The 15,006-nt window shown below is 51.4% G+C and carries 16 protein-coding genes; all 16 read right to left on the reverse strand.

The features are described from left to right. Positions 1-5: 5 nt before the first annotated feature. A complete protein-coding gene (locus DTHIO_RS13495; RefSeq protein WP_008870820.1) occupies positions 6-464 on the reverse strand; it encodes an acyl-CoA thioesterase in 459 nt (152 codons plus the stop codon). Continuing rightward, complete coding sequence (locus DTHIO_RS13500; RefSeq protein WP_008870821.1) at positions 457-861, reverse strand: 3-hydroxyacyl-ACP dehydratase FabZ family protein; 405 nt, start codon at positions 859-861, stop codon at positions 457-459. The genes DTHIO_RS13495 and DTHIO_RS13500 overlap by 8 nt, the downstream gene beginning before the upstream one ends. Beyond that, complete coding sequence (locus DTHIO_RS13505; protein ID WP_008870822.1) at positions 858-1,511, reverse strand: lipoprotein insertase outer membrane protein LolB; 654 nt, start codon at positions 1,509-1,511, stop codon at positions 858-860. Before DTHIO_RS13505 ends, DTHIO_RS13500 begins: the two co-directional genes overlap by 4 nt. Further along, positions 1,504-3,906, reverse strand: coding sequence for an MMPL family transporter (locus DTHIO_RS13510; protein WP_008870823.1), 2,403 nt, complete (start codon positions 3,904-3,906; stop codon positions 1,504-1,506). Before DTHIO_RS13510 ends, DTHIO_RS13505 begins: the two co-directional genes overlap by 8 nt. A gap of 3 nt (positions 3,907-3,909) precedes the next feature. Then, positions 3,910-4,530: a LolA family protein gene (locus tag DTHIO_RS13515; RefSeq protein WP_008870824.1), complete on the reverse strand. Its 621-nt coding sequence runs from the start codon at positions 4,528-4,530 to the stop codon at positions 3,910-3,912. Between the two features lie 3 nt (positions 4,531-4,533). Then, positions 4,534-4,980, reverse strand: a complete 447-nt coding sequence (locus DTHIO_RS13520; RefSeq protein WP_008870825.1) for a hotdog family protein — start codon at positions 4,978-4,980, stop codon at positions 4,534-4,536. Between the two features lie 2 nt (positions 4,981-4,982). Next, positions 4,983-6,029, reverse strand: a complete 1,047-nt coding sequence (locus DTHIO_RS13525; protein WP_008870826.1) for a radical SAM/SPASM domain-containing protein — start codon at positions 6,027-6,029, stop codon at positions 4,983-4,985. Continuing rightward, the gene (locus DTHIO_RS13530; RefSeq protein WP_008870827.1) at positions 6,022-7,338 is read right to left on the reverse strand and encodes a phenylacetate--CoA ligase family protein; all 1,317 of its coding nucleotides are present in this window, start codon (positions 7,336-7,338) and stop codon (positions 6,022-6,024) included. The genes DTHIO_RS13525 and DTHIO_RS13530 overlap by 8 nt, the downstream gene beginning before the upstream one ends. After that, complete coding sequence (locus DTHIO_RS13535) at positions 7,335-8,168, reverse strand: lysophospholipid acyltransferase family protein (RefSeq protein WP_008870828.1); 834 nt, start codon at positions 8,166-8,168, stop codon at positions 7,335-7,337. Before DTHIO_RS13535 ends, DTHIO_RS13530 begins: the two co-directional genes overlap by 4 nt. Next, positions 8,165-8,419: an acyl carrier protein gene (locus DTHIO_RS13540; RefSeq protein ID WP_008870829.1), complete on the reverse strand. Its 255-nt coding sequence runs from the start codon at positions 8,417-8,419 to the stop codon at positions 8,165-8,167. The genes DTHIO_RS13535 and DTHIO_RS13540 overlap by 4 nt, the downstream gene beginning before the upstream one ends. After that, positions 8,416-9,645 carry a beta-ketoacyl-[acyl-carrier-protein] synthase family protein gene (locus DTHIO_RS13545; RefSeq protein ID WP_008870830.1) on the reverse strand — a complete coding sequence of 410 codons (1,230 nt, stop codon included), beginning with the start codon at positions 9,643-9,645 and terminating at the stop codon, positions 8,416-8,418. The genes DTHIO_RS13540 and DTHIO_RS13545 overlap by 4 nt, the downstream gene beginning before the upstream one ends. Then, positions 9,636-11,120 carry a phytoene desaturase family protein gene (locus DTHIO_RS13550; RefSeq protein WP_008870831.1) on the reverse strand — a complete coding sequence of 495 codons (1,485 nt, stop codon included), beginning with the start codon at positions 11,118-11,120 and terminating at the stop codon, positions 9,636-9,638. The genes DTHIO_RS13545 and DTHIO_RS13550 overlap by 10 nt, the downstream gene beginning before the upstream one ends. Next, positions 11,117-12,340: a beta-ketoacyl-[acyl-carrier-protein] synthase family protein gene (locus DTHIO_RS13555; RefSeq protein ID WP_008870832.1), complete on the reverse strand. Its 1,224-nt coding sequence runs from the start codon at positions 12,338-12,340 to the stop codon at positions 11,117-11,119. Before DTHIO_RS13555 ends, DTHIO_RS13550 begins: the two co-directional genes overlap by 4 nt. A 423-nt stretch (positions 12,341-12,763) precedes the next feature. Continuing rightward, on the reverse strand, positions 12,764-13,405 hold the full coding sequence (locus tag DTHIO_RS13560) for a hypothetical protein (RefSeq protein WP_008870833.1): 642 nt from the start codon (positions 13,403-13,405) through the stop codon (positions 12,764-12,766). Between the two features lie 36 nt (positions 13,406-13,441). After that, entirely contained in the window at positions 13,442-14,182 is a 741-nt protein-coding gene (fabG, locus tag DTHIO_RS13565; RefSeq protein WP_008870834.1) for a 3-oxoacyl-ACP reductase FabG, read from the reverse strand. A 159-nt stretch (positions 14,183-14,341) separates the two neighbouring features. Beyond that, entirely contained in the window at positions 14,342-14,971 is a 630-nt protein-coding gene (locus DTHIO_RS13570) for a hypothetical protein (RefSeq protein WP_008870835.1), read from the reverse strand. Positions 14,972-15,006 lie beyond the last annotated feature (35 nt).

Genomic DNA, 15,006 nt, shown 5'->3' on the forward strand with positions numbered 1-15,006 from the left:
TCTGTTCAAAGCTCGCCTCGCTTCCATCTCCTGCAGAATTCACTGTAAAAGTCCGGAAAAGTCATCAGGATGTTTCTGTCTGCGTCCAGCATCATCTGCACGGTATACCCCCTGGTGGTCACTGCTCCGGCCTTATTGCGTATGATATATTCAGTGTTTATACGAGCGGCTTCGCAATAGTGCTGAATCCCTTCCACTGTGAACTCCTCTGAAAAACCCAGAGGACCGTGGTAATCCACGTGCATCCTTTTTATGGGGACAGACACGTTATGCTCATAAAAAGTCATATAGCCGATGCCGTATTTTTCTCCCAGAGCCATGCGGGCATCCTCAAAGTAACTGGGGTAGCGGCCATGCCAGACAATACCCAGGGGATCCACTTCTTCAAATCTGACCCAGCGGGAGCATACCGCCCTGAGAGGAGGGGGATGGCCGTCAACGCTGGGAAAGTAAGGTTTATGCATCAGGCCGGTCCTTCTGCGAAAGAGAAAATTCGAGTGTGAACGAGGAAGCCGTTTCCCCGTTTACCGTAAGCTGCACGCCAAAAGACAGCAGGTCCTGGCCATCAGCTTTGCATTCCGCCATGATCATCTGCTCTGGAGTTAGTTTACGCAGAAACTTGGCCCGCTTGACCTTTTCCAGCAGCATATTGTTCTTTTGCCCGGGCGGACATAAATCCTCCGCCAGGACAACCCCCATGCAGATCTGCACCACTGCCGGCAATACCGGATCTCCGGGGAAATGTCCTGAAAACCCGACAAAATCAGCAGAAAAGCAAAAATATTGCCTGACGGTCCTGTTGTCTACAACCTCCGGGGAATGGTAACGGGCGGACAAAACCACTTTTCTGACAGCATTCATTTTTCCTGCACCTCGTGTAATACAAGCACCAGCCGGAACCCGGCTCGTTCATCATTATAGATTATACGCCCGGGAAGAGTCATCCCGTCTATATCCTGATACTCGGTATAGTCAACTTGCCAGTTCTCCCGGGGGCAGGATACTTGCGTCAAGCGTCCATCTGCCTGTGTGCACTCCTGTAATACGGGCTCACCTTGAAAACTGCTGTGCACAAGTACGGAATGAGGACCCATGTACACCTTTGCCTCGGATGCTGGCCGGGAGTACAGAAAAATTCTCCGGACACTGCTGGCCACCAGCTGGGCCAGGGGTTCCCGCCTTTCGCCCAGGGCTGACGACAGATAATGGCTTTCAAGTTCCTGCTCCCTCACTGAAAGATCAAAAAGCTTCATCCCCATTTCTGTCAGGCCTGCAATCCTGATTTGCCCGCGATCCCGGTCCACAAGCATCAACCCCTGCAGGACCCTGTGCTCTTCCCGGATTTCCAGAAAGACCGTATGCCTGAGACCCACCGCGCCGCCGGCCCCGGACCAAATATCCAGGCTGCATGAAAGTCCTGTATCAGGGGATACTGCAACGTATTCCTCTGGAGGAGAGAACTGGGAGGCGCATCCACCCAAAAAAAACAACAGCAGAACAACCTTAACCATGATGGTGCTTTTTCTCCAGAGCCGGAACCAGAATAATAGCCGCGAGCATGGCCGGACCAATCCCTGTGAGGATGGTGACCCCAATGGAATAAAGAGCCGGGTGATCAGCCAGAGTCAGTGCCCCGAATCCTGCCAGGGTGGTAAGGCCGGAAACCAGAACAGCCCGCTCGGTTACCGCATTTTCCCTGCAGGTGATGCGTAAAGTCATAAAAATACCGTAATCCACGCCCAGACCAAGAACCAGGAACATGGCCGCTATCGAAAAAAGGTTGAATTCGAGACCCAGCAGGGCAGCCCCGATGATCAGGGAGGAAAGCCCGGCCACCGCCGGCAGCAGGGCCTGGAAAACACGCCGCAGATCCCTGAACAGCAAGGCAGCCAGGGCCAGGACAAAAACGCCGGCTGCAACAAGAAAGCCGGTTATATCTTTACGCAGATCAGCGGCAATATCCTGGCTCAGAAGCTCCTGGGAAACCAGCCTGGCATCCTGAAACGGCTGTACCCCGGAGTCCACCCCGGATGCAAAGAGCGCATGCACCTCAGGATTGTCTGGAACCATGGTCACGACTCTTGATGAGTTTTCCTCCGTATACACAAGCATATCCATCGCATCTCCCAGACCCAGGACATGAAGCTCTTTTTGGGTGACCGGTTGAGGGACTGCAGCTATAAAATCAAAGAAGGGATCAAATGCCTCTGCCGAGAATCCCAGATCCCGGCTTTCCCTGTCAATTATCTCCTTGAGCTTTGTCTGGTGTTCGGACCAGAATTTTTGCCATCCCTCCATGGCCTCTTGCTGCCGGGATTCTGGGGGAAGCAAGGGAGCAAGGCTTATGATTGCCTCTCCGGGCAGCTCTGCAGAAAGGTGTCTGAACAGGTTGTCTGCATTTTTAAGGGACATGTCCAGATCATCGCCCTCAGAAAAGATCATGGCCATGCCGCGCACATCCCCCCATGATTCGGTTACGGCCTGCTCTGCCTCTGCCAGCTCTTCAGGGACCTTGTTCAGGGCCTGCAGGCGACCGTCAAAGCTTATCCCGGGCCAACAAAGCGCGGCTGACAGAACTAGCCCCAGAAAGACGGTTACAGCCGTCCATTTGCCGACATAACTCTGCCTGCGGAATGCCGCAAAAAGCTTTCTTTGCGGAACTGATCCAGAAGCGGACAAAAAAACGGGCAGGACCATCAGGGCCAAAAGCATGGCGGCGCTCAGCCCGGAAATGGTGAACAGAGCTAACTGGCGCTGTCCAGGCAGACTGGACAAAAACAGCATGCTGAAGACACCGCAAGTGGTAAGCCAGCAGAAAAGGATCGGTCTGCACACCCGGGTCAGGGCCTTGACTGCGGTGGGACCGCTTTGAACCGCATAGTAGACATGCAGGCCATAATCAACTGACAGCCCCATGAGTACAGCACCAAAGCCTATTGTGATGCCGGACACCGCTGAGCTTGTCACAGCCACGGCGGCAATACCTGCAAGCAGGGATGCAAAGGGAATGGCATAAACCATCAGCCCGCGCCACGTTCGCACAAAGCCCAGGTACAGGATCAGAATGCCCAGTGCGGAAACTGCCAGCACAACCACAAGATCCTTCTGAATGGTGTCGGCATTGGCGACAGTATATGAATGACCGCTGATGATGTGAGCACGGGCATGGTCTGGAAGCTGCTTTGATATTATCTCCTCAAGCTGCCGGAGCATCTCCCTGGAGCCCCGGGCATCAGTCATGTCCACGGGTGATTCCAGAGAAACGAGCACGCTTTTGCGGTCAGCGCTTTGATACACGCCACTGGATTCCAACACCGCGCCGGCATCATTTCCGAACATATCCAGGAAGCCCAGCTTTTCCAGGACAATCGTTCGCAATTTCAGCGGATCCATACGAATGACCTTCTTGAGTCCTATTCCCTGCAGGCCGGCAAGATCCTCCCTGGCCTGCTCCAGAGACTGGCGCACGGCATCAGGCTCGACCTTCTTCTCCATTCGATCCAGATCCTGTACGCTCACAGTTGCCGGCATCAGGTGCATCAGGTGCTGCATGGCTTCAGATGGAGCCATCTTGTCCGAGGATGAGGGCATGGGTTCAAACCAGGGAGCACCGGCCTCCGAGCGTATATTCACTCCTGCTTGCACAAGGGAGTCCGGGGCTTTACCGTCTTGATCCTCAAGGATTACAAAAATCCTGGACAGCAACTGCGCACTGCTGAGCTTACGGAAATCCTCAGCGGTACGGGAGGAATCGTCGGGGAGCATGGTGCTGATGTCTTCGGAAACGCTGAGGTTCTTCAGCGTGATAAAAGCAAAACTCAGACAAGCGGCAAGAGCCAGAAGCAACAGGAGTTTTCTATGTGCAAGAAACTCAAAGAGTCGAGAAACCAGGTTCTGGATAGACATGGATTAAAACAGCTCATGGTCAAGGTCCTGGTTCAGGCTGACCTCTTCAAAACGGATGTTCGTCCTGTCGCTGTCATGCTCCAGAATCCTTATTTTTTCTATGTGAGTAGATGTGGAGTCGAAGCTGATGAGCACTTTACTGATTATATCCCTGAGCTCCTTTGCCTCCGGCTCGAGTTCGAGGACCATGGGCTCGCTTTCAGCCAGGGTCAAGCTGAAATGATCTTCTATGGCCTGCAAGTCCATGGTGGACCAGGCAAGCATCTGGTCAACTATAACGGACAAAACCGGATCCCTGGACAGCGGGGCGGACTGGGACATGCCGGACTCTTCGCTCCAGCGCCGCACCTGCAAGCCGTCTGAAGAAAAACCGAAGACAGAGGGTTCTTCATAAGCCCAGCGGATTCTACCAGGTCGGTCTATGGCAAAGGAGCCTCTGGAAACCAGGGTTTGATCGAAAACATCCAGATGCTTCTTTTGAACAAAAGAACCGGACACGGTTTGTATGGAATCATGGATTTCATGCAGCTTTTCCAGAACATCCGCAGGAATGGACTGGTCCTTCCCCCATCCGGTGAAGGGCATCAGAATAAACACAAACAAAGCAAGTGCTGATTTGATCATGTTTCAGTCCTGGCCGCTTTCCTGAGAGGCCAGCCAGATTTTCAGCTCCCCGCTGGCCAGTAGTTTGTTCTGACAACGTACTTCACCGGTAAGCAGTACAAAGCCGGCAAAATCACCTGCAGGCCGAATGGATATGGTCAGGTAGTCCCCTGCACGGGCCTCTCCCCAGAAATGCATCTGCTTTATGCCCACCAGGTATCCTTTTACGCCCCGGCCTCCGGACTGGACTGCGGTTTTGCCGTTTATGGCGGCAAAGGCCTGAGCCATGAGTTCAGCCAGGGCTTCCCGGGCAAGAAGGCCGTTTTGGTCTACAAAAATGTTCCCGTCGTGAATCCTGGCTGCCGCCTCGCCCGAGCCGTCATCTCCTGAGCACAGCACTGTATCCACAAGCCGCATGGGGCGTTCGTGAGGCATAAGCCCTTCAGCGGATACAGGTTCTTTTGAATTCATATCTATATCCTCTCGGGGTTTTTCCAGCATAGAGGGTCAGCCGCCAGATAGTCGCCGGTATACTGGTAAGCCATGCCCCTGCAGCCATAACAGTATGGATGCAGTTCGCAATCCCGGCATGCTCCCTTGATGTTTTCCCGGATGTTGCGCAGGTCCTGGACAACCCTGCTTTGGTGCAGAATACGGGCAAGACTGTCCCGGCGGATATTACCCACCTTGATGTTAACGCCGGGGCAGGGAATTACGTCGCCATGTACTGTTACCGTGCAAGTGTAGAGATGGCGCATGCAGGTCAGGCCGGCAACCGGAGGATGGGGCTCCCATTCGAATCCAAATCTCTCTTTGTCCATAAGGGATAATCTTTGAAAAAGATCGCGGATCTCTTCTGGTTCCAGAAAAAGATCAGGGTGTTTTCTGGCCCGCCCCTGCAAAGTAATGGTTTCAAAGTAGGGAACCATGCTGTTTTCTCTGATCCAGGCCCACATCTCGGGCAGTTCGTCAAGATTATGTCTGCATATGACAGTCTGTACGCCCAAGGCAAGTCCTGAAGAAGGGTAGCCGGCCTGTTGCAGATGTTTGAATCCCTGGCTGATATCCTGGAAAGCCCCCGGTCTTCCGGCAAGCCGGTCCTGAACTTCGGGGTTCATGCTGTTCATTTTAATAACAGGACTGACCCCGAGCTCAGCGAATATTTCAGCCGTTTCAGCGGTAATGAGCGTGCCGTTGGTGAAGAGGTCTATGGCTGCCCCGCGCTTGTAAATATGCTGCAGTACAGGCAGGATCTGCGGGTGAGCCAGAGGCTCCCCACCGCCCAGAACGATTATTCTTCTGGCTCCGAGCTCCACTGCCTGGTCAACAGCAGCAGTAATCTCTTCAAAACGCAATTCATTTTCCAACGGCGCGCCGGATTCAGCATAACAATAGATGCAGCGCAGATTGCAGGCCATGGACAGTTCAAGCTCCATGGACAGTATCCGACCCGTAGTCCTTGCTTTTTCAATTTCTGGTTGGGAAAAATGGTTCCCCCAGAATTTGTTGCACTTACTCATACAGTTCTTCCCTGAGGTCAAAAAAAGTGGCTGGTTTGCGTTTACCCTGGACCATGGTCCGGGTCTGCACTGCTTCTGGATCGGTCAGAACAACCTCGGGTTTGATTCTGATTCTGGAGGCGATCCTTTCAGCAACCATGAGAGAGGTTAAGCCAGGAGACCGGGTGCCTGCTACCACCCGGACATGGTCGGACAGGGCAAACCTTCCTGTGACCTCGATATAGAAATTGACAACTTCAGGAATCTCCTGAAGCACAGAGAAAATGGCCTGAGGGTATACAGTAGTGCCCTTTATCTTCAAAAGCTGACACTTGCGTCCCAGAATAGGGCTCAGGCGGGGGGTGCTGCGGCCGCAGGAACAGGGATCCGTGTGCAGAACCGCCATATCCCCGGTCCTGAAACGCAGCAAAGGCATCCCGGCAACCTGCAGAGGGGTGGTAACCACTTCTCCCGATTCTCCCTGCTTCACCGGCTCCCCATCTTTATTCAATATCTCCACCACGATCAACTCAGGGTGAAAATGCCCTCCTTTCCCCTGTTCACATTCGCAAAAAGTCGTGGCCATCTCTGTGCTGGCATAGGTGCCAAAAATTTTTGCACCCCAGAATTCTTGCAGCCTCTTGCCCAGCGGAGACAAAGTAAAATCCTGGTTTCGGACCGGCTCCCCTATGCATACCAGACGCTGCATGCCCAGCGACCTCGGATCTTCCCCCTTTTCCGCCAGGCGCTGGGCTACTGTCAACATCAGTGTGGGCACTCCGACCATGGCCGTGGGCCTGTGGCTTTGCACCAGATCCATGAGTACCGGCATGCTGCTGGATCCAGCACGTATGATTGCGGCACCGATGCGCATCAGCCCCATGAAATAGGCCAGGCCGGCCATGAAACAGCGGTCCATGGCAGCGGCTATAAGGACTTTGTCCCTCTTGTGGATACCGGCAGCCCCAAAGGCTGTTTCTTCGTTGAAAGCGAGCCTGTCAAGATCGCCTCGGGTCTGCTTCAGAGCGGCAGGATGTCCTGTGGTTCCCGAAGTAAGACAGAGATCCGCCACTTCTTCTTCCGCCACGCAGAGGAAATCCTGCGTGTACCCCTCCAGGTCGGACTTGCTGGTTATGGGAAATTTCCGCAGATCGTCCAGCTGGGCGATGCTTTCCTGATCCAGTCCCGAGTCAGTGAATATCTTGCGGTAAAAGCGGGAATTCCGGGACAGATACTGTACATGATTCTTTAAAAGCGCAAGCTGGCGCTTGTAAATCTTTTCCGGGGCGGCAAATTCCAGTCCCGGGCTGAATGCATGCTTCCACGTCATTTGTTACTCTCCTGGCTGCACCGGCGCATATCGGCCAAAGCCTGGTCTATACGCTCCTTGACCTGCTTACGCAGAGCAACATGGTCTGATTCCCCGGAAAAACCTGATGGCTCAATGCTGCCCAGGGCCTGCATGCGCACTGTGGCCGGGGCCATGAAAAATCGCCCCGGAGGCAGGAGCTGGTCGGTTCCGCTTATGCAGACTGGCACCAGAGGCGTATCAGTCTGCACTGCCAGCTTGAAGGCCCCGGAATAAAAGCGCCCCAGCTCGCCGTCCCGGCTGCGATGCCCTTCAGGAAAGAACATCAGGGAAACACCCTGAGACAAAAGCGCACTGCAACGCCTCATAGCCCTGTCCACACCAAGAGACTCCATATCCACATAGCCTGCCAGACGCATAAACGGGGCGTACCAGAACATGCGGAAAGGCCATTTTCGTACTGTAAAAGCCACATTACTGAAGGGCAAGGCACCCATGCAGAATATATCAAAAAAAGACAGATGGTTGACAACGATAATGCAGGGCACAGGGAAACGATCAGCACTCAAACCATCAGTTTCAAAGCGCACAAAAGGAGACATTATGACCATCCAGATCCGGCCGTAAACCCAGATGAAATAACGTACAGTCCGGCCAACATCGCGACCTGCCAGGAACTTGGCCAGCGGCAGGACCAGGGGAGCAAGAAGAATAAAAAAAAGAGTCTGGAGAATAAGCAGAGGATAGACCGTTAGGTTCATGATCAAAGCCTGTATGCTCAATCGGCTGCGGCTGCTTCGCAACACGGTCCTGGAGGGGCCGGTTCCGGAAGGCCTGACAGGGTCAGTCATTCCAGTTCCTTTTTCTTCTCTTCGATAAATGCGTATAGGTCACCCATTGTCCGTATGTTCTGGATGGCTTTTTCATCCCTGAGTTTACAACCAAAGGCATTTTCCAGCACTATAACCATGTCCACGGCATCCAGGCTGTCCAGCCCAAGGTCGTTGTATAGATGTGCTTCCGGACTCATGTCCGCCGGTTCAAGCTCAAACTCCTCGCTCAGAGCTCTGTTTACGGTTTCAATGATTTGCTGCTGCGTCATACGTATTTCCTTACAACCAGAGATGTGTTGACTCCGCCCAGGGCAAAGTTATTTTTGAGCGCCGTTTTCACGGCACATGACTCAAGCGTTTGTACGTGGCGGACCATGGCACAGTCTTCACTGGGAATGTTCAGGTTCAGAGTCGGCAGGCAGACCTCCTCCTGCAACATATTGAGCATGCCGATCATTTCCAGGGAACCGCTGGCAGCCAGCGAATGCCCGAAGTGCCCCTTGAAACTGCTTACCGGAATATCTGCTCCGAATATATGTTCTATGGCTCTGCATTCGGCCGAGTCTCCCAGTGTTGTCGCCGTGGCGTGCGCATTGACATAATCTACTTCATCAGAACCAACTCCTGCACTGGCCAGAGCCATGCGCATGCATTGCTCTATCCGGGCGGAGTCGGGAGTGGAGATGTTCGAAGTATCTGTATTGGAAGCAAACCCGACAATTTCCGCCAGTATCGAGGCCCCGCGGCTCAAAGCTGAATCAAGGGATTCCAGAACGAGGATTCCACATCCCTCGGAGCATACTATTCCGTCACGTCTTTCGTCAAAGGGGCGTGGAGAACTGTCAGGGACGGTATTGAACTGTGTCGATGCTGCATTGATAATATCAAAAATGGCCACTGTCAACGGATGCAGTTCTTCAGCCCCGCCGCAGAGCACAATATCCTGACGACCCAGTGCAATCGCCTCAAAGGCCAGGCCGATTGCCTGCACTCCTGTGGCACAGGCTGCTGAGGGGGCCAGGATTCGGCCGGTGATGCCCAGGGACTGTGCGACATTGGCGGCACAGCTGTGGCCCATGATTTTAAAGAAAAGAGATGACTTGACCCGTTCAACAGAGAAGTCTTGTAAATAATCGGAGAAAAAATCCTGTAGAGTCTGAGGGCTGCTTACTGTTGTGCCGATAATGACTCCAGTCTGTTCCGAACGGCGCTGCTCTTCCCGGACATCTGCCATTTCCAGGGCTTCCATGGCGGCCAGAGTGGAATAAACAGACATCCTGGACATGGACCTTCTGAACTTCCGGGGAATCTGTTTTTCGTCCAGGTCCGGAACCACCCCGGCGATATGACACCGCAAACCCTTGACCGTTTCCAGGTCAGGCACCTGCCTGATGGCGCTGGCACCCTTTTTTAACGAAGAATATAAGATGTCGGCACCCATCCCATAAGGAGAAACAGCGCCCATCCCGGTTACCACGACTCGGTTCAGCGACATTTCCGGACCTCTTGGATAAGTTTCTGTTGGCCAAGAATGACACCGCAGGTCAGAAAAGCTGAGATGGTTCCCCCCAGAATACCCGGCGCCGTCAGGGCCTGACCTGTTAAATACAACCCTCTGATCTTGCTCAGGGGAGTGGGGTTTAATTGACCGTATTTCTGTTTGATCCCGTAGAGACATCCTGAAGGCGCATTGGCGTAATCCCTGAACGTGAGCGGAGTTGCGCAATCCAGCATGGTTAAGGAATGGATCGCAGGAACCTTGCGCAGGACATGATCATGGACTCTTTGCATCAGCGCCTGCTTCATTTCTAGATACGACTCCGGTCGATGCTCGGGCAGGCTGTCCCGCCAGGGGTACATCTCCTGCATTGACGCCGGACAAAGCATGATCATGCCCGGTCGCGACTTTTCATTCTCCAGGCCGGCAGAGGCAAAGAAAAAAGGCCTTTTTTCGATGGCACGCTCCAGGTGACAATAGGTATCCAGATCATCGTCAGGACAAAGAAAGAGATTTTTTCTGCTGAGCATCTCAGGCAGCTGCTCCAGCTCCGCAGAAAACATGAACGCCGAGGTAGTGTCCTCAAAAGCCTGAAAGCGTTGCCTGGTTGCGGGACGGAAAGCTGTCTCTTCCACCAGGGGCAATAATGCCCTGGGGTGAATGCTGGAAATGCACCCTTTTGCTTGAACAGTTTCCCCGTTTGCGAGTTCAACACCTTGAAATTCGCCTGCCCTGACCATGACCTTGGCCACATTACTCCTGCTGAAAATGTCGGCATCCAGATTCCTGAGACGCTGCAGCAGCGTCTTTGCCAGGGTGCGGCCACCCCCTTTGATCCCGTGTACTGAACTGTACAGGGACCCCGCAACCTGGGCATGAACAGACACGGAAGACCTGCCCGGCTCTGTCCCGTACAAAAGATAATGCATGGAGAGAATGGAGCGCAGTCTGGGATTACTGATAAGGCCCTGCAAGAATGATTTGAGGCTTTGGCTGGAGTATGGATCGTACATGAATATGTTGTTCGAGGAGATGTCCAGGTTCAAATGCGGAGACCTGTTGAACTCCTCGCTGACCGTGTGCAGGTAGGAATCAATCCCCTTCTTCTCATGGGGGAAGGCGGAGCACAAACGGTCCCGGAGACGCTCGTACCCGAAGGGGAAGGAAAAACTGTAATCATCGTCTGTGAAGTAAAACGAATCGAAGCACTCACTGTCATAGGGGATTTTTTCCAGATCCTCGGCAATGTTCAAATAGCGGAAATAACTGTCAAGGGCTTCGCCATGTGCAAAGGCACCAGTATAATGAAAACCCGTATCAATATGTATCCCCCGGCGCTTAAACCCTCTCAGCAGGGGAGCAGGCTGGGCAGCCTTTTCCAGAACAGCTACACTTAGCCCCTGTTTACTCAGGATTATTCCCGAAACCAGGCCGGAAATGCCTGATCCGATTACTACATAGTCGTATTTCATGTTCCGAAACCAAGGGTAATGCAGGCATTGGTGCCCCCGAACCCGGCGGAGTTGCAGAGTACACTTCGAAGCTCGGCGTGCCTGGACTCTGTTACTATATCCAGTTTGGCCGAGGTCTCGTCCGGCTCTTCAAAGTTGATGTTCGGGGCAACAAATCCGTTCCTGGCCATCAATATGCAGTATACAACCTGGGCAGCGCCCGACATCCACAGTTCATGGCCGGTCATGGATTTCAAAGATGAAACAGCCGGGGTGTGTTCCCCGAAAATAGCTGTGATGCTCCCGGCTTCTGCCGAATCTCCAGAGGGGGTTGAGGTTGCGTGGGCACAGATAGAATCGATATCCGAAGGCTTCAGCCCCCCTTGATGCAGGCCGGAACGCATGGCCCGTTCAAGACCGTCGGAACTGGGGGATGAAACATGCTGCCCGTCCGAGGAAAAACCATACCCCATGACCTCTCCCAGGATCAGGGCGCCTCGTTTACGGGCCAGGTCATAACGCTCCAGAATAATCGCAGCTGCTCCGCCGCTGGGCACAAGGCCGTCACGTCCAGCATCAAACGGTCGGCTTGCCCCCCCGGGCTCATCAGTTCTGCCGGAAAAGGCGCCGAGGCCGTCAAAGCTGCACATGGACTCCCAGTTGATTTCCTGGGCGCCTCCGCAGATCACTCTCTTCTGACGTCCCAGGGCGATCAGATCTGCTGCCTGGCCCACGGCATGGCCGCCGCTGGAGCAGGCCGAACTGATTGACCAACAAGCTCCCCGGGCACCCAGCAAAGTATTCAGGTTCATGGTGATGGTGGAGGTCATGGACCTGAAAATCAGCCCGCTACCCAGAGAACGGGTATCCCTGAGCCTGCGGAGATAGTCCACCTGCTCCACTGCTGCCTGGCAGCTGGAATCACATCCGAAAATCAGTCCGGTCTCTTCATCGCGCAGCTGCTCAGGATCGATTCCAGCCATTTCCAGGGCGTCCATGACAGCGGCATGCGCCTGGACAGCAAAATCGGGCATGGTTTTACGCTGCTTGCGGCCCAGGTATCTGGTAGGCTCAAAACCTCGAATCACTCCAGTCAATGGGCTGATAAAACCCATTTCCTGTCTTTGCGGATCAACTTCAATCCCGGACTGCCCCTTGTAAAGAGCTGTGGTTACGGAATCTATATCATTGCCCAGGCAGGAAATAATTCCCACGCCGGTTACAACGACCCTATGCATCATAAAAAACCTGTATATTTTATTATTATATAGAGAAACAGTTTTTTTCAAAAAGTAACTGTTTACCACCTGAGAGCTGGACAATCGAAACCCGCGGACGAAGATCTAGTGTCATGGGGTTAAGAAAATCAAAGTAAAATGCCTTAACGACATAGTCACACCTGAAGATTGATTAATAAATCACGCCATTAATGTGATATGCACCGAAATTGATTCAAAGCAAGTGTTAAATAGTATGAAATGTTATAAAACAGAGTAAAGGTTTTGATCTATCTGTCACTCTATGGTATAAAAGCAAATATTTAAGACCTGTTTGCCGGAAAACTGAACCATCAGAGTACATATCGATAGAATGGTAAACTATTATTATTTAATTCTAAGCTATAATATTATTTTTTATTTTGAAAAAAAGCCACTACTTATCACTCAATATTGAAGAACATTACGTATCTCTTTATCATTAATAAGAAGTTCAATTTTATCTGTGAATGCTTTAGGAATGACTTGTTTAGCATGCCCAGCAGGATTAATGAAACTTCCACCTAAATTATCTCTCCCTTTAATACTGTTACTTGCTAGTTGCATTCCTGCGCCATCCAATATCGAAACTTTCATATCATATATAAGCGCGGTATTGTTATATGTATCACTTTTCCACTCATTTATTGTCATAACTAACAATCTGTCTGATCCTTTTTCCTTTAACTTATCAATAACAGAGTCTTTATCCATGTTGGATGAAACAGATATATATTGGACCTCGAAACCTCTCTCTACAAGAGAATTCGCTAATGACTTTGACATATCATCGGCAAGGGAATTACCGCTTTCAGTCTTTACATCAAAAGGATTACCATATCCGCCTCGCTGCAGTCCAACAAAATCGGGGTCTTTATTACCAGAGACTATATATGCTCTTTGATCGTGGGCAGTTACAGCAACTGCTATAGTATTCTCAATATTAATGTTTGCAATAGCATCATGGTAACTATGTTTATTTCCAAATGCACACCCTAATAAGACTGTCGATAAAATTACAATCGATACCATACGAATTAAGGTTTTCATGACTTTTCTCCTGCAATATATTTTAAATATTAAAAATCACATATAAATGCCTCCATTGACAGCAATAACTTGCCCTGTGATATATGAAGCTTTGTCCGAACAAAGAAAGGATACTGCGCCTGCAACTTCCTCCGGCTGCCCGATCCTGTTCAGCGGCACTCGCGGCAGCATCTCTTTCCAGGGCAGATCTGTAGTCATGTCGGTTTCAATAAATCCTGGGGCTACTGCATTCACCAGGATATTTCGTTTTCCCATCTCTTGAGCTAAAGACTTTGTAGCCCCAATCAGCCCTGATTTGGCTGCTGCATAGTTAGTCTGGCCGGGCATTCCAGATTGACCTGCGGTAGAAACAATGTTGACTATGCGTCCACTGCGCTTGCGGAGCATTTTTTCCAAGGCCAGCTTTGTCACCAGGAAAAATCCGTCCAGATGGACATCCAAAACTTTTCTCCAGTCATCATGATAATCCATAGTCAGCATCAACTTGTCAGCTGCATACCCGGCGTTGTTGATCACGGCAAAAGGAGTTTCCTTTTCCAAAACAGGCTCCAGAGCTAAAAAGGCAGCTTCCGGGTCCGCCACATCAAAAGGCAGCAGCTGGCATTTTCGCCCCAGGATTTCAATCGAATCCTTGACTACAGACGCTTTTTGATGATTGCTTCTGTAGTTCAGCCATATATCGAATCCGTCCCGGGCCAGCATTATTGCTGTAGCCGCTCCTATCCCCCTGCTGCCGCCTGTAACCAGGGCAGTACGCGGTTTGTTTTGTGCATGCATGGCAATCCCTTGATGATTGGAGCAGAGCAGGCAGCAACAAATATATCTGACAAGCCTAAAAAAGCTTGCTTATTTTTGAGCTAGACTTTGTTGTTGCCTGATTTCCGCTGTTGCTTTAAACTGATATACGGTTCACAAACACAGCAGCATATACTATAACTACTGTCTTACATTCTCTACATATCCTTCAGCATTAAACTCAACTACACTTGTAACAAATCTGTTGCGCCAATAGGTCCAGCTCGAACTCTCCAGAGAAGGTGTTCTATGTTTTGCAGGGTAACCCAGTGCAGTGAGTACTCCGTCTTTGCTCATGCCTTCCAAAGCCTTGCCGGCTTCAATGCCTTTCTGATCAATCTCGGAAAAACCCTCAATAGAAACCGGCTCATCCGAGGTGATCAGTTCCACATATTGTTCTTCACTCATTTCCATGCGTCCACTGTGATATTCAAAAAACACCATCTGGCCTGTATCCATTACCTTGAAATAAAACCCGTTTCTTCTGGCGCGCCTATCAGGAAATTCTATTTCGGATCCAGCTGGAATGATGATATGCCCATCTCCCGGATCAACAAATCCGGCATAGCTGGCTTTAATATCACGCCCGCTGTCCTGGGCATGGATATTATACTTGGTATATACCTCCGGTTCATCTGCATATATTGCATGCAGGTTACTGCTTGCTCCGCGGCAGCCCAGAGCCAGGGTGGCAAGAATAAAAGGCAGACAAAGATAGAGCAACAACTTGGCCAGAGAAAAAGATTTAGAAGAAAGGATGTTCCTGGTCATAACTTTACTCCTGTTATTTAGTTTAGACAAAAAAA

It is taken from the genome of Desulfonatronospira thiodismutans ASO3-1 (assembly GCF_000174435.1).
GTDB lineage: Bacteria > Desulfobacterota > Desulfovibrionia > Desulfovibrionales > Desulfonatronovibrionaceae > Desulfonatronospira > Desulfonatronospira thiodismutans.

What these genes read in the sequence shown, in the direction of transcription:
- DTHIO_RS13495 (WP_008870820.1), bottom strand. Translation starts at nt 464, where the DNA reads ATGCATAAACCTTACTTTCCCAGCGTTGACGGCCATCCCCCTCCTCTC.
- DTHIO_RS13500 (WP_008870821.1), bottom strand. Translation starts at nt 861, where the DNA reads ATGAATGCTGTCAGAAAAGTGGTTTTGTCCGCCCGTTACCATTCCCCG.
- DTHIO_RS13505 (WP_008870822.1), bottom strand. Translation starts at nt 1,511, where the DNA reads ATGGTTAAGGTTGTTCTGCTGTTGTTTTTTTTGGGTGGATGCGCCTCC.
- DTHIO_RS13510 (WP_008870823.1), bottom strand. Translation starts at nt 3,906, where the DNA reads ATGTCTATCCAGAACCTGGTTTCTCGACTCTTTGAGTTTCTTGCACAT.
- DTHIO_RS13515 (WP_008870824.1), bottom strand. Translation starts at nt 4,530, where the DNA reads ATGATCAAATCAGCACTTGCTTTGTTTGTGTTTATTCTGATGCCCTTC.
- DTHIO_RS13520 (WP_008870825.1), bottom strand. Translation starts at nt 4,980, where the DNA reads ATGAATTCAAAAGAACCTGTATCCGCTGAAGGGCTTATGCCTCACGAA.
- DTHIO_RS13525 (WP_008870826.1), bottom strand. Translation starts at nt 6,029, where the DNA reads ATGAGTAAGTGCAACAAATTCTGGGGGAACCATTTTTCCCAACCAGAA.
- DTHIO_RS13530 (WP_008870827.1), bottom strand. Translation starts at nt 7,338, where the DNA reads ATGACGTGGAAGCATGCATTCAGCCCGGGACTGGAATTTGCCGCCCCG.
- DTHIO_RS13535 (WP_008870828.1), bottom strand. Translation starts at nt 8,168, where the DNA reads ATGACTGACCCTGTCAGGCCTTCCGGAACCGGCCCCTCCAGGACCGTG.
- DTHIO_RS13540 (WP_008870829.1), bottom strand. Translation starts at nt 8,419, where the DNA reads ATGACGCAGCAGCAAATCATTGAAACCGTAAACAGAGCTCTGAGCGAG.
- DTHIO_RS13545 (WP_008870830.1), bottom strand. Translation starts at nt 9,645, where the DNA reads ATGTCGCTGAACCGAGTCGTGGTAACCGGGATGGGCGCTGTTTCTCCT.
- DTHIO_RS13550 (WP_008870831.1), bottom strand. Translation starts at nt 11,120, where the DNA reads ATGAAATACGACTATGTAGTAATCGGATCAGGCATTTCCGGCCTGGTT.
- DTHIO_RS13555 (WP_008870832.1), bottom strand. Translation starts at nt 12,340, where the DNA reads ATGATGCATAGGGTCGTTGTAACCGGCGTGGGAATTATTTCCTGCCTG.
- DTHIO_RS13560 (WP_008870833.1), bottom strand. Translation starts at nt 13,405, where the DNA reads ATGAAAACCTTAATTCGTATGGTATCGATTGTAATTTTATCGACAGTC.
- fabG (WP_008870834.1), bottom strand. Translation starts at nt 14,182, where the DNA reads ATGCATGCACAAAACAAACCGCGTACTGCCCTGGTTACAGGCGGCAGC.
- DTHIO_RS13570 (WP_008870835.1), bottom strand. Translation starts at nt 14,971, where the DNA reads ATGACCAGGAACATCCTTTCTTCTAAATCTTTTTCTCTGGCCAAGTTG.